Origin of the sequence: Vibrio nereis NBRC 15637, from assembly GCF_001591105.1 — a bacterium.
Lineage (GTDB): Bacteria > Pseudomonadota > Gammaproteobacteria > Enterobacterales > Vibrionaceae > Vibrio > Vibrio nereis.
The window spans coordinates 1-13,041 of sequence record NZ_BCUD01000002.1; the positions used below are offsets into that span (position 1 = coordinate 1).

A 13,041-nucleotide genomic window follows, 5' to 3' on the forward strand; every position below is an offset into this window, starting at 1 on the left:
TTAATACCTTATCAATCTGCACGTCGCATAGGAGGTTCGGGAAGACTGTGGCTCAACGCGAACGAACTCGAGCAATCCATCGCGTTTAGTGAGCAGCAATCTGACTACAACCGCTACCCAGACTTTCTTCCACATGAGATTGCCAGCGCATACCAGCAATACTGCCAAACTCAGCAACCTGTACTCGCGGTGCGAGGCGCAGATGAAGCCATTGACCTGTTGATTCGTACTTTCTGTAAACCGGGCGCAGACAGCATCGCGATCTGCTCACCGACTTACGCGATGTATGAGTTTTGCGCCGAATCCCTAGCTGTTGAGACCATCGACGTACCATTGCTCGCACCAGACTTTACGTTGGATGTAGACGGCGTAGTCAAAGCCGCGAAACACGCAAACATCGTTTTTCTTTGTTCGCCAAACAACCCGACGGGGCAACTTCTGAATAAAGCTCAGGTCATCGAGATCTTGGATCAGACCAAGCAAGACGCGTTGGTGGTGGTCGACGAAGCCTACATCGAATTCGAACTGGCACAGAACGTGGTGAGCTTAATCGACCAATACCCAAATCTAGTGGTGATTCGTACCCTGTCAAAAGCGTTCGGTTTGGCGGCGGTAAGGTGCGGATTTATCGTCGCGGCGCAAGAGGTGATGGACTACGTGATGAAGCTGATTCCCCCGTACCCAATGCCTGACAGCTCAGCTGAAATCGTTCTTAAGGCATTGAGTGAGCAAGGATTAGCGAAAGTCGCGGCCAGCACGCAAGCCCTTGTCGAAACCAAGCAACGCTTTATCAACAATATTAAAGAGCTGCCTTGGATAGAGACCATCTACCCTTCAGCAACAAACTTTGTTTTAATTCGTACACACGCGGATGTTGATCTGTTTAGTTACTTAGCTGAACAAGGAATTGTGACGCGCAATCAGGCTCATGAGCCGAGTCTGAAACACTGTGTTCGTATCACTATTGGCTCAGAACAGAGCATGCAAGAAGTCGCTCAAACTATCTGTAACTACAACAAAACGCAGACAACATCGAAGTAAATAAGGGACTAACTATGAAAAAACTACTTAGCGTACTGGCTTGTTCAACTATTCTTTTCGCTGCGCCGAGCATGGCAAAAACGGTCAGACTGGCTTCAGATTTTACCTATCCACCGTTTAACTACATGGACGCAAGCGGCAATCCAGCGGGTTTTGATATCGAAATCGCGGATGCACTTTGCCAAGAAGCCAAGCTGGAATGTACTTGGGTTTCACAAAGCTGGGATTCATTGATTCCTGCGTTGATGGCACACAAATCTGACGTAATCATGGCGTCGATGCGTATTACTGAAGAGCGTAAAAAACGTGTGTTGTTTACCGACAAGTATTACCAAACGCCTGCGCGCTTTGTGGCGAACGGCGAGCAAAAACTGGTTATCAGCAAAGAAGGCTTGAAAGATAAAGTCATCGGCGTACAAACAGGTACGATCCACGACCGTTACGTGACGGATATGTTTGGTGACGTTGCCGATATAAAGCGCTACTCGGGGCAGGATGAAGTGTACATCGATATGCAAAACGGCCGTCTGGATGCGACATTCGGCAACTCAGACCAACTGGCCCTAGCCTTCCTAGAGAAAGACATCGGGAAAGGCTTCAAGTTTGTTGGCGAAGCGGTGACAGACAAAGCTTACATCGGTGAAGGTACGGCTCTGGCGCTTAGACAGAAAGATAAGGCACTGGCAGAGAAGTTTAACCAAGCCATCGAAGCGATTCGCGCTAACGGAACATACGATAAAATCGCAAGTAAATACTTCACGTTTGATATCTACGGTGAAGAGCTGTAATTACCAGCCTTTTAAAACAACAAAAGCCCCAACACGGGGCTTTTTTTATTAGCTTGAATTTGGTTGATTCGATTAGCGAGGGTAACGCGCCATCGCCGCTTCTTCTTTAGACACCACTGCTTTACCGATCGGCGCAAGCGAGATATACGCCAGTTTTAGGTGTTGAAGCGCAAATGGAATACCGATGATGGTGATAAAACACGCCACTGCTGAGCAAATATGACCAATCGCTAACCAGATGCCAGCCAGAATAAACCAGATCACATTACCGATAAATCCCAACGCGCCCGTACCAATATCTTTACGTCGCATCAGTTCATCACGCTCAATCACCTCTTTACCAAACGGGAAGAACGAGAAATTCCCCATCACAAAACACGCACGTCCCCACGGGATACCGACAATACTGACGAATGCGAGCAGACCGAAAAGCCACCACATCAATCCCATGACAACACCGCCACACAGAAACCAAATAATATTTCCGAGTACTCTTAACACCTTACTACTCCTTAACGAATTTAACTGTAGACCGGTTCGTAGTGCTCTACAGTTGGGAATGGATCATAAAAATGATGCAAAAGCGCTTTCCATTCCTGATATTCCGCCGACTGTCTAAAACCTTGCTCGTGGTCGGCTAATGTTTCCCAGTTTACTAACAAAATATAGCGACTGGGCTTTTCAATACAATGTTGTAGTTGATGAGACACATACCCTTTCATTGAGGCAATGATCGCCTGCGCTTTATCAAAGTTGTGCTCAAATTGTTGTTCTAAACCTGGCTTCACATCCAAAACCGCCACTTCTAGTATCATGTGTTTTCCTTAACCCCAGATGAACACGTTACATAAGATGAATATATTACATAACATAAACATCTTATATTAATCCTTTCCAGACCGCGGTCACGCCGCTGACTATACAAAGTAGTAACGCGCCCATACGAATCTGCTCCTTGGGTAATGAATGCGTGGTCATGCGCGCTAGTTTGTACCCAAACCAAGACGCAGGAAAGAGCGGAATAGTGATCCAAACATGGTGCCACGTCAGAAAGCCAGCTGGAATTTGAATAATAAGAGAAATGATCGAACTGAAGACGAAGAACGCCGACAGGTTACCACGCAATTGGTTCGCTTCTTGATGTTGCAGCAGCAGAGCCATCGGTGGCCCACCAATCGACGAGCTGGTACCAAAAAATCCCGAAAAGAAGCCCGCGATGGTCATACGAGTTGGCGTTGGCTCAATCCGAAATGGCAGTAAACTCACCACCACTGCGAACAACACCAGTCCTCCCAGCCATAACGCCAGCATATCCGTTGAGACCATCACTAACAGCACGCCACCCGCCAACGATCCCGGCACACGACCGATCAGCGCCATCTTCAAGCCACCGATCTCTACGCTATCTCTGTGTTTCAACGCATTAAGCAGCGAAATAAATAACGCGAGTAAACAAATTGGTGCGGGAACGTAGTCTGGCGAAATCAAAAACAGAAGAGGCGCGGCCACAACGGCTAAACCAAAGCCAATCGCGGTTTGAACAAACGAACCGAGAAATACTAGTAACGCAGCAATCAATGCTTCAGTAGTGATCCATTCAGTGAACATATTTGAGGGAGATGTTAAGAAACTGTGCACCTATCATAATGGAAATACGGCCAAATTGCTCAATATTCGTCTCAAGATTAAACACTTAATTAACATCTCTATTAGCTACCTTTTAAGCATCAGTCAGCTAGGCAATTTGACCTCAATCAATGATAAAGCGGTTATACCCTTTCGAGCGATGTAAAAAAGACATCAGCTTGATAGGATTCTGGCACGTTTGTTTCGCTAGTAAAGTCAATGAATCCGAATCTCAATAACGTGCTGCTTGAGATAGCACTCAATCTTAGCTCAAACCTGAACAGTGAAGCCCAGTACCAACATCTCATCAACGGCATCGATAAAGTGTTTCCTTGTGATGCCAGTGCCTTATTTGTGTTGGACGAAGACGGGTTTCTCACTCCCGTCGCCGTTAAGGGGCTCTCTGCCAGTGTTCTGGGTCGTCGATTTTTTCCCAAAGCGCATCCAAGACTGGAAGCCATTATGCAATCCAAGCAACCAGTTCGCTTTGGCGCAGACTGCGAGTTGCCTGACCCTTTCAGCGGCGTGTTACTCAGCGAAGAAGCCGAATTGGATGTGCACGACTGCTTAGGTTGCAGCCTGTATGTTGATGGACAACTGGTGGGCGTGTTGACGCTCGATTCACTGACTGTTGGCGCGTTTGATGTGATTGAACCTGTTACCCTTGAAACTTTCGCCGCCCTCGCCGCAGCAACGCTACGTAACATTGGGCAGATCAAAGCATTAAAAGCGCAGAACAAAAAACAAAAGAACGTTACTCAAGCTTTGATCCAACAAGCACGTTCCAAGCAAGGTGAGATGGTTGGCTTAAGCCCGCAGATCCAGCAACTGCGCAATAATATTGAAACCGTCGCCAAGTCTGATTACGCGGTACTGATCACTGGAGAAACGGGGGTTGGTAAAGAACTGGTCGCGCACAGCGTCCACGCCCAATCCAGTCGCTGCGATAAAGCGATGATTTATGTCAACTGCGCCGCACTGCCAGAAGGGCTCGCGGAAAGCGAACTGTTTGGCCACGTTAAAGGTGCATTTACTGGCGCAAACAGCCACCGCGCGGGTAAGTTTGAGCTGGCAGACGGCGGAACGATTTTCCTCGATGAAGTCGGCGAATTGCCTTTGGTCCTGCAGGCTAAATTGCTGCGCGTGATTCAACAAGGTGAACTACAACGCGTCGGTAGCGACCAACACCTGTTGGTCAACGTGCGTATTATCGCAGCGACCAACCGCTCACTGGAACGAGAGGTCGAGCAGGGTCAGTTTCGCGCCGATCTATTCCACCGCCTCAACGTGTTCCCCATCTCGGTGCCACCACTGCGTAAACGCGAAGGTGACATTCCAGTACTGGCGGGCTACTTGCTGGAAAAAGTTCGTAGCCAATTCAATATCCCGAATCTGCACTTACATTCTAAGTCACTCACTTTGCTAGAAAAACAGCCTTGGCCGGGCAACGTGCGCGAACTGGAACACACCTTAACCCGTGCGGCATTGCGAGCGATTCAAGAACAGCAACAGATCATCAAAGTCAGTCATTTTGATAGCAGCCTAACCAAGCAAGATGTCAAAAATACATCCAAGTATTTTCCGGATAACAGCCACGGTATGCGCTCGCTGGTTGAGAACTATCAGAAAGATTTGATTGTTTATGCGCTTGAAAAATCGAACGGAACTTGGTCAAAAGCGGCAGAATTTCTACAAATGGATCGAGGCAACCTGTATCGCATGGGTAAAAAGTTCGACCTTTCAAACTAACCCTTAAGTATTTTTGATGTAAAAAAGACAACGCAATAGTTGTCTTTTTTACATCGTATGCATGATAAAAATAAGATAAAACCCTTTAAATTCATAAAATTAACTATTGGCACGCAATCTGCTCTAACAGTGGCATCGAAAAGAGAAGCGGCTCGACCGCAAATAAAGAACTCACTGTTATTGGAGAAGCGCAATGTTCTGTATTCAATGTGAACAGACTATTCAAACCCCTACTGTTAAAGGCTGCTCGTTCGCACAAGGCATGTGTGGTAAAACTTCTGAAGTATCCGACCTACAAGACGTACTGGTTTACACCCTACAAGGTGTTTCTTACTGGGCAGAACAAGCGCTGCGCTTTGATATTGTTGACGACGAAGTCAACCAATGGGCGCCAAGAGCGTTCTTCTCTACATTAACCAATGTTAACTTTGACCCTGAGCGAATTCTTGAATTGTCTGCGCAAGCGGCGACTTTCAAAGCGCGCTTAAAAGAACAAACTCTTGCTGCCGCTAAACTGACGGACACCAGCATCGACAACATCCCTGCCGTCGCAGACTTCGAGCTACCGCAAAGCGCTGAAGAAATTCTCGCATTCGCGCCTCAAGTGGCAGTAAACCGCGGCTACCAAAGCATTAGCGAAGACGTAATCGGCCTACGCCTACTGTGTCTGTACGGTCTAAAAGGTGCAGCAGCTTACATGGAGCATGCACGCGTATTGGAACAAACCAACAACGACATTTACGCTGAATACCACCAAATCATGGCTTGGTTAGGCACAGACCCAGAAGACCTAGGCGCACTACTAGATTGCTCGATGCAAATCGGTCTGATGAACTACAAAGTCATGGAAATGCTCGATCACGGTGAAACCAAAACCTTTGGTCACCCAGAGCCAACTCAAGTAAACGTAAAAACCGTTCAGGGCAAGTGCATTCTGGTTTCTGGCCACGACTTGCACGACCTAGAGAAAATCCTTCAGCAAACCGAAGGTAAAGGCATCAACGTCTACACCAACGGCGAAATGCTACCAGCACACGGTTACCCTGAGCTTAAGAAATACCCGCACCTAGTGGGCAACTACGGCAGCGCATGGCAAAACCAACAGAAGGAGTTCGCCAACTTCCCTGGCGCGATTGTGATGACGTCAAACTGCTTGCTGAACCCAAATGTCGGCCAATACGCAGATCGCTTGTTCACTCGTAGCATCGTAGGTTGGCCGGGTGTGGCACACATTGAAGGTGACGATTTCAGCCAAGTGATCGAATGTGCGTTGGCACAGCCGGGCTTCCAACACAACGAGATCGAACAGATGATCACGGTTGGTTTTGGTCGTAATGCACTGATGAGCGCGGCACCTGCGGTGGTTGAGCAAGTGAAAGCAGGTAACATCAAACACTTCTTCCTTGTCGGCGGTTGCGATGGTGATAAATCTGAACGTAGCTACTACACCGACTTTACTGCAAGTGCACCTGATGACACGCTGATCCTAACGCTGGCGTGTGGTAAGTTCCGCTTCAACAAAAACCAGTTTGGCGATATCAACGGCATCCCTCGCCTGTTAGATGTAGGCCAGTGTAACGACGCTTACTCAGCAATCCAATTGGCTCTTGCGCTATCAAAAGAGTTTGACTGCGACATCAATGAACTACCGTTAACGCTGGTTCTGTCTTGGTTCGAACAAAAAGCCATCGTAATCCTGCTAACGCTGTTTGCACTGGGCGTAAAAGGCATTTACACCGGCCCTACCGCGCCTGCGTTCTTGACTGATAACCTAATTAAGATCATCCAAGATAAGTTCGATATGCGCAGTATCGGCAACGTTGAAGACGATCTAAAAACCATCCTTGCAGCTTAAATCCCTGCTGTCCTTTGCCTGGCCAAATTTTTGGCTGGGCACTTTTGTATGAGAGAACTCCATGATTAATGAATGGCAAAATAATCAGCCGACGACGCTGCGCTGCATCGACAAGTGGCAGGAAACTTCTGATACCTTTAGTTTTAAGCTAGCGAGCACCCAATCCGATGCTACACTCACATTCGATTTTAAACCGGGACAGTTTGTTTCATTGGGGTTTGAACTGGCTGGCAAGATGGAATATCGCGCCTACTCGATCAGCTCGACGCCGGCAGAACACTATCTGCAACTGACGGTTAAACGCGTTGATGGCGGTTTGGTATCGAACCACATGATCGACCACTTCAACATTGGTGACAATGTCTCCGTCTTAGCACCAACGGGGCCGTTTAACGCCGTGGATTGCGCGCCAAAGTCCAAAGTCGCGCTACTCAGCGCAGGTTGTGGTATTACGCCAGTGATGTCGATGGCGAAGACCTGGTTAAAAGAACAAGCAGACATCGACATTACCTTTATCCATATGGCGAAAAGCAGCACACAGGCGATTTATTTCGATGAACTCGAGACATTGCATTCGCTTTATCCCAACTTCCATTTGCGTCTGCTACTCAAAGACAATGCTGGCACAGAGCATCCTCAAGGACGTTTGGACCAAGAGTGGCTTCGCGCACTCTGCCCTGACTTAAGCGAACGCACCGTTTATCTGTGTGGTCCAACCCAGTTTATGCAGGATATGGAGCAAAATGCTCTATCGCTTGGCGTTGAGCCATCTGAATTCCATCAAGAGAGTTTTACACCGATTGAAGCTCATACGGAAAACAGCGGCGGTGGTGTGGTACAGTTTGAAGTTCCCGCCTTTGGCGTTGCTACGCAGGTCGAACAAGGCGCTACGCTTGCCGATGTGTTGGAAGAAAATGGTGTGCCGATCATTATCGCCTGTCGCAGCGGCATGTGTGGCTCTTGTAAGTGCAAAGTGACCAAAGGCGAAGTGAGCCGAACCAGTACGGAAACTCTGACTGAAGAAGAGCTGGCGCAAGGTTATACGCTCGCCTGTTCAAGCCAGATACAAAGTGACGTCGAAGTGTCACTCACCTAGACACAAAAAAGCGCCAATATAAATCGGCGCTTTTTATTTACTCGTCGATTAGCGAATTAATCTCACCACCAGCGAACCCGGCGCTCTAACCGATTCCACATTGTGGCTGATCACTGTGCCATCAATTGGCGAACAATAAGTTTCAACTTCATCACCAAAGCTGTTGTATTGCGTTGCCAGTGTTTGTCCTTCGCTCACACGGTCCATCAATTCAACGTGGCAAATCACAAATCCGCCTTGGCTCGCACGTACGCTGACAATCTCGTTACCTTCCACGCAAGGAGCAGGCGCAGAATCGACACTGCCAGCAATCACCTCATAGGCTTTCAGAATATTGAGCACGCCGCGTGTCGCTCTGTCGACCATCTCTAGGTCGGTGTAACGCCCGATACCGACTTCGATGGTAATAGAAGCGATCCCCGCTCGGTTGTAGACGGTTTCAAGAATCCCAGGGTCGCCCGGGTCGTTGAGAATCACATCGGGATTGATCAATCTTGCCATGCGAATCGCGTCTTCCAATCGGTAGTCGGCAAACGCATAAAGCGGATACGCAGAGCCGCTGGTTTGAGAATGAAGATCAATCGCTAGGTCCGCGTTGGGTTTGAGTAAATTCTCCCACAAGCTGTTGGCGTAACGACTGGCATCGTCACCAGTTGGGCTGCCGGGAAATACACGGTTTAAGTTGGCAGAAGAGCTGTCTGGCGCTGCAGAATGAAAGTCACGACTATGACGGGCAATCCCCGACAAGTTCACCGTTGGTACAATCGTCACTACGCCAGCGATCTCTTTACCCACCAACTCGCGCGCTAAGCGTTGCGCGGTCAGGATGCCGTTTTGCTCGTCACCATGGACGCCCGCGGTAATCACAAAACGTTTCCCCTCTTTTGCCCCTTTGAACACTCTGACAGGCAAGGTTTGTGGGTGGCCAATCGCGTCGGTTGCAACGGCAAACCAGAACTTATGTTCTCCGGCGTTTAACGTATTCACATCCAAAGCTTGGATGGTCGGGTACATTGGCATAATGCACTCGTTGAGGGGTTTGGTCATTGACATCTCCATTGCTTGCGGGCTCGACCGAATGACCATCCAGTATAATCTTAGCGATGTTAATTTTCACGAACAGATGTAACAACTACGCTCACAAGAATTAACCCTCCTCCCACCAATTGCAGCGCCGATAATGACTCTTGCAGCCACAACATGGCAAACAGAGCGCCAAACAACGGCTCGCTACCCATCAATAACGAAACTCGCGTTGGTGATGTTTTTCTCACCGCGTAATTCTGCACGTAGAAAGCAAACAAGGTACAAAACAGCACCAGATAGGCGACGATCAACCAAAACTCTTGCTCTACTGGCAACACAAATTGTGTACTCGGCAAATAGCCCCACGCCGCAACCAATGCTACCAGCGCGACCACTAATGACTGAAAACAGGTCAGCGTCGAGGTTGTTATCCTTTTGCCCTCGGTAAAGCGCTTGGTTGACGTGACCATCAACGCCCTCAATAGTGCGGCGGTAAGGATCAAATAGTCACCGCGATTTAACGACAACTCAAAACCTTGTTTGCTGGTCAGCAGCAATACACCGATAACACTGCATAGCGCGAGTACTAACAAGGTATTACTCACACGCTTTTTATTGATCACCAACTCCGCAAACGCCGTTAGAATCACGCTTAAGCTGATCAAAAAAGCCGCATTAGACGCCGAGGTTTGCGACACCCCGAACACTTCGCATAAAAAAATCGCCGAGAGAATCAAGCCAGTCGGTATCGCTATTAACCAGTCTTGATTCAGACCTCGACGAAAATCTCGAATCACCACAGGTAAGATGGATAAAAAAGTGATTGAGAAACGAATCGCAATAAACACCAAAACGCTGGTATACAGCAACGCACTTTTGGTGAGCCCATAACTGGTTCCCCAAAATACCGCCACCAACAATAACAGCCCTTCGGTTATCGGTAGGCGAAATCCTCTCCTTAAATATGAACTCTCTGCCGTGGTCATCGCCGTCTCCTTTTGGCTTACATATTGACTTAAGCAGTATCTATAAGTAACCATGTCGAAACAATATAGCCATTACGCAAAGGATAATTGCACTATGGATACAAATAAGCTCATCCCTTTATTATCTGAGATGGCGGTTTTCGTGCAGGTGGTGGAATCAGGAAGCTTCTCCGCGGCAGCCACGAAGCTCGGCGTTGCTCCGTCCTCAATAAGCCGCTCAATTGCACGGTTAGAGGGGGCGCTGGAAGAGAAACTACTTGAACGCACCACGCGCCAGATGCGCTTAAGTGCCACCGGTCAGCAAGTCTTTAACCTTTGTCGCGATATGCTTAGTGCGGCGAAGCTGGCGGTATCCGCGGCTCAGGTCGACAAAGCGACGGTCTCTGGTTCGCTGCGAGTCGCTGCACCAAAAGCGTGGTCGAGACAAGTCTTGATGCCGCACATCCTCGATTTCAGCGCCACGTACCCTCAAGTTGAGCTGCAACTGAAAGTCGCCGACCATTACATTGACCCAATCGGCGATGAAGTCGACGTCATTATCCATATCACCGAATCTCCAGTGGCGGGGCTGATCGCTAAACCGCTAGGCAGTAGTAAGTTAGTGTTGTGCGCCAGCCCAAGCTATCTCGCGCAACACGGTGAGCTTACCCACCCGAGCGAGCTAACCGAGCACAATTGCATCCGCTTAGGTGAAGACCCAAAAGACTGTATCTGGGAGTTTTTGCGGCACAAAGAAAAACTGTCGATTGGTATTCGCGGCAGTTTCGCCGCCAACCATAGTGAGTTACGCCGAGAAGCGATGCTACGTGGGATGGGAGTAACCGTGTTACCAGAGTTCGCGATTCGCGATTATATTGAGTCAGGTGAAGCGGTCGAACTGTTGCCAGAATGGCGTTTGTTAGGACGTTATCAAGGGCAAGTTGTGGCTCAGTATGCACAATCAAAATACATCCCGAGCCAGATTAAGGTATTTATCGACTTTCTACAAAGCCGATTGGTTAGCTTAGCTCCATCTTAAAACGCGCACTTCGTTACCTTCGTCAGGTTGTGCTGGAATATTCATCGACAATGCAAAAGATATGCACGCCATCGCTGCGCCAATGTAAAATACCGCTGCCGGTGATACCAACCAAATCAAACCAAACGAGACTGGGATGAAGACTGCCGCAATGTGGTTAATAGTAAAGGCCACCCCAGCGGTCGATGCCATATCAGCCGGGTCAGCGATTTTTTGGAAGTAGGTCTTAATCGCCAGTGCTAAGGCGAAGAACAGATGATCCACCACGTACAAAGTCGCCGCCCATTCCGCAGACTCCACCAACGCATAACCGACAAAGACACAAATCAAGCCAGTGTATTCGAACATCAACGCTTTACGCTCACCCACCTTACCGATAAAACGACCAATTTTTTTCGCAAACAGGAAGTTGAACGAGTAGTTGATCAAAAACAGCATGGTGATATCGGCGGCGGAATAACCAAACTTTTCCACCATCAAGAAACCCGCGAATACGGTAAAGATCTGACGACGCGCGCCACTCATAAACGTCAGCGCGTAGTAAAGCCAGTAACGCTTTCTTAATACCAGCTTTTTGTTTTGTGGTACTTCCGATTTAAATTGTGGGAAGGCAAACGTCATCCACAATACCAACAGAAAACCCACACCGCCAAAGCTCAGATACACCCATTTGAAGTCCATCTTGAGCACTTCCAGACACACCCACAACGCGCCATAGGTACATAACGAGGCGAGCGCACCAAACGAAATGAATTTACCCAGCATTTCTGGCGCTTCATCTTTTGACAACCATTGCAGCGAGAGTGACTGTTTGAGCGTTTCAAAGTAGTGAAAGCCTGTCGACATTAACAAGGTGGTAAACAGCAGACCAAAAAGTGATGGGAAAAAGCCAGTGATCGCCGTACCCAAAGTTAATGCGGAAAGCGCAATGAGCATAAATCGCTGTTCGCGAATAAACAAAAGGACAAAAACGGCGGTAAAGGCAAGAAACCCTGGAATTTCGCGCACGCTTTGCAGTAATCCGATATCGGCACCATCAAAGTTGGCCTTTTCAATAACAAAGTTATTCAACAATGCCATCCAACTTGAAAAGGCAATCGGTACGACGATAGAAATAATTAAAAGAAAGTTTTGGGGTGTTTTCCAACTGGCTGACTGATTCATTTATATATCCAACTATTATTTTCTTTTACATTATAGCCTTAATAAGTAATAAACAATCAGCCTTTTTATTTCAATACACATCAAGAATATTAAAGTCATAAAACATCAATAAAAAAATAATTTAAAACAACGCTTTAACATTTCCAAATTAGTGGTTATTGTGGATTTATGTATAACCAGTCGAGAATAATAATATGGAAATAATCATTCGTCCTACTCAGATCAGCGATGCAGCAGCATTATGTGATATCTACTCACAACCTGGCGCACAACGTGAAACGTTACAGTTGCCAAAACCCTCTCTCGCGATGTGGACGAAACGACTGGAAAACATGCCTGAAGGCGTTTATAGCTTCGTCGCCGAAGTGGACGGACGCGTCGTCGGGAACATTGGCTTTGAGCATTCACAACGACCTAGAATCGCGCACTGCGCCTCGTTTGGAATTGGTGTTCACGATGACTTTCATGGTTTGGGCATCGGCAGCAAGTTGATTGAAACCGTGATTGATCTCGCCGACAACTGGCTACAAGTGAAAAGAATCCAAATTGAAGTGAACAGCGACAACGAAAAAGCGATCGCGTGCTACAAGAAATTTGGCTTTGAAATTGAAGGAGAAGCGAAATATGGCTCTTACCGTGATGGAGAGTATATAAACACCTATTATATGGCGCGTATTAAACCATAATAAAAT

At 47.7% G+C, this 13,041-nt stretch carries 13 protein-coding genes; 7 read left to right on the forward strand and 6 right to left on the reverse strand.

All coding sequences use genetic code 11. The features are described 5' to 3' along the window. Together hisC and VNE01S_RS02870 are read left to right on the forward strand one after the other, a co-directional pair. On the forward strand, positions 1-1,041 hold a 1,041-nt coding region (gene hisC, locus VNE01S_RS02865; RefSeq protein WP_245649865.1), incomplete at its 5' end, for a histidinol-phosphate transaminase. Positions 1,042-1,055: 14 nt separating this feature from the next. Further along, positions 1,056-1,829 carry an ABC transporter substrate-binding protein gene (locus VNE01S_RS02870; protein ID WP_053395867.1) on the forward strand — a complete coding sequence of 258 codons (774 nt, stop codon included), beginning with the start codon at positions 1,056-1,058 and terminating at the stop codon, positions 1,827-1,829. A 72-nt stretch (positions 1,830-1,901) separates the two neighbouring features. Here the strand turns inward: VNE01S_RS02870 and VNE01S_RS02875 are convergent, their stop codons facing one another. From VNE01S_RS02875 to VNE01S_RS02885, 3 genes are all read right to left on the reverse strand, one after another. Further along, positions 1,902-2,330, reverse strand: coding sequence for a YccF domain-containing protein (locus VNE01S_RS02875; protein ID WP_082331700.1), 429 nt, complete (start codon positions 2,328-2,330; stop codon positions 1,902-1,904). A 20-nt stretch (positions 2,331-2,350) separates the two neighbouring features. After that, on the reverse strand, positions 2,351-2,644 hold the full coding sequence (locus VNE01S_RS02880; protein ID WP_053395868.1) for an antibiotic biosynthesis monooxygenase family protein: 294 nt from the start codon (positions 2,642-2,644) through the stop codon (positions 2,351-2,353). A gap of 64 nt (positions 2,645-2,708) precedes the next feature. Further along, the gene (locus VNE01S_RS02885; protein WP_053395869.1) at positions 2,709-3,437 is read right to left on the reverse strand and encodes a sulfite exporter TauE/SafE family protein; all 729 of its coding nucleotides are present in this window, start codon (positions 3,435-3,437) and stop codon (positions 2,709-2,711) included. Between the two features lie 237 nt (positions 3,438-3,674). Here VNE01S_RS02885 and norR point away from each other — a divergent pair, with 237 nt between their 5' ends. The 3 genes from norR (at position 3,675) to VNE01S_RS02900 (ending at position 8,155) form a co-directional block, all read left to right on the forward strand. Further along, positions 3,675-5,204 carry a nitric oxide reductase transcriptional regulator NorR gene (gene norR, locus VNE01S_RS02890; RefSeq protein ID WP_053395870.1) on the forward strand — a complete coding sequence of 510 codons (1,530 nt, stop codon included), beginning with the start codon at positions 3,675-3,677 and terminating at the stop codon, positions 5,202-5,204. A gap of 193 nt (positions 5,205-5,397) precedes the next feature. After that, positions 5,398-7,059, forward strand: coding sequence for a hydroxylamine reductase (gene hcp, locus VNE01S_RS02895; protein ID WP_053395871.1), 1,662 nt, complete (start codon positions 5,398-5,400; stop codon positions 7,057-7,059). Positions 7,060-7,120: 61 nt separating this feature from the next. After that, positions 7,121-8,155: a hybrid-cluster NAD(P)-dependent oxidoreductase gene (locus VNE01S_RS02900; protein WP_053395872.1), complete on the forward strand. Its 1,035-nt coding sequence runs from the start codon at positions 7,121-7,123 to the stop codon at positions 8,153-8,155. A gap of 48 nt (positions 8,156-8,203) precedes the next feature. Here the strand turns inward: VNE01S_RS02900 and VNE01S_RS02905 are convergent, their stop codons facing one another. Beyond that, entirely contained in the window at positions 8,204-9,202 is a 999-nt protein-coding gene (locus VNE01S_RS02905) for a succinylglutamate desuccinylase/aspartoacylase family protein (RefSeq protein WP_053395873.1), read from the reverse strand. A gap of 59 nt (positions 9,203-9,261) precedes the next feature. Then, positions 9,262-10,167: a DMT family transporter gene (locus VNE01S_RS02910; protein WP_053395874.1), complete on the reverse strand. Its 906-nt coding sequence runs from the start codon at positions 10,165-10,167 to the stop codon at positions 9,262-9,264. A 94-nt stretch (positions 10,168-10,261) separates the two neighbouring features. On the opposite strand from VNE01S_RS02910, the gene VNE01S_RS02915 reads away from it, so the two are divergent. Continuing rightward, entirely contained in the window at positions 10,262-11,185 is a 924-nt protein-coding gene (locus VNE01S_RS02915; RefSeq protein ID WP_053395875.1) for a LysR family transcriptional regulator, read from the forward strand. On the opposite strand, the gene VNE01S_RS02920 is transcribed toward VNE01S_RS02915, so the two are convergent. After that, a complete protein-coding gene (locus tag VNE01S_RS02920; protein WP_053395876.1) occupies positions 11,171-12,349 on the reverse strand; it encodes an MFS transporter in 1,179 nt (392 codons plus the stop codon). The two genes, VNE01S_RS02915 and VNE01S_RS02920, sit on opposite strands and share 15 nt — an antisense overlap. A 194-nt stretch (positions 12,350-12,543) precedes the next feature. Here VNE01S_RS02920 and VNE01S_RS02925 point away from each other — a divergent pair, with 194 nt between their 5' ends. Continuing rightward, complete coding sequence (locus VNE01S_RS02925) at positions 12,544-13,035, forward strand: GNAT family N-acetyltransferase (protein ID WP_053395877.1); 492 nt, start codon at positions 12,544-12,546, stop codon at positions 13,033-13,035. Positions 13,036-13,041: the final 6 nt, after the last annotated feature.

What these genes read in the sequence shown, in the direction of transcription:
- VNE01S_RS02870 (WP_053395867.1), top strand. Translation starts at nt 1,056, where the DNA reads ATGAAAAAACTACTTAGCGTACTGGCTTGTTCAACTATTCTTTTCGCT.
- VNE01S_RS02880 (WP_053395868.1), bottom strand. Translation starts at nt 2,644, where the DNA reads ATGATACTAGAAGTGGCGGTTTTGGATGTGAAGCCAGGTTTAGAACAA.
- VNE01S_RS02885 (WP_053395869.1), bottom strand. Translation starts at nt 3,437, where the DNA reads ATGTTCACTGAATGGATCACTACTGAAGCATTGATTGCTGCGTTACTA.
- norR (WP_053395870.1), top strand. Translation starts at nt 3,675, where the DNA reads ATGAATCCGAATCTCAATAACGTGCTGCTTGAGATAGCACTCAATCTT.
- hcp (WP_053395871.1), top strand. Translation starts at nt 5,398, where the DNA reads ATGTTCTGTATTCAATGTGAACAGACTATTCAAACCCCTACTGTTAAA.
- VNE01S_RS02900 (WP_053395872.1), top strand. Translation starts at nt 7,121, where the DNA reads ATGATTAATGAATGGCAAAATAATCAGCCGACGACGCTGCGCTGCATC.
- VNE01S_RS02905 (WP_053395873.1), bottom strand. Translation starts at nt 9,202, where the DNA reads ATGACCAAACCCCTCAACGAGTGCATTATGCCAATGTACCCGACCATC.
- VNE01S_RS02910 (WP_053395874.1), bottom strand. Translation starts at nt 10,167, where the DNA reads ATGACCACGGCAGAGAGTTCATATTTAAGGAGAGGATTTCGCCTACCG.
- VNE01S_RS02915 (WP_053395875.1), top strand. Translation starts at nt 10,262, where the DNA reads ATGGATACAAATAAGCTCATCCCTTTATTATCTGAGATGGCGGTTTTC.
- VNE01S_RS02920 (WP_053395876.1), bottom strand. Translation starts at nt 12,349, where the DNA reads ATGAATCAGTCAGCCAGTTGGAAAACACCCCAAAACTTTCTTTTAATT.
- VNE01S_RS02925 (WP_053395877.1), top strand. Translation starts at nt 12,544, where the DNA reads ATGGAAATAATCATTCGTCCTACTCAGATCAGCGATGCAGCAGCATTA.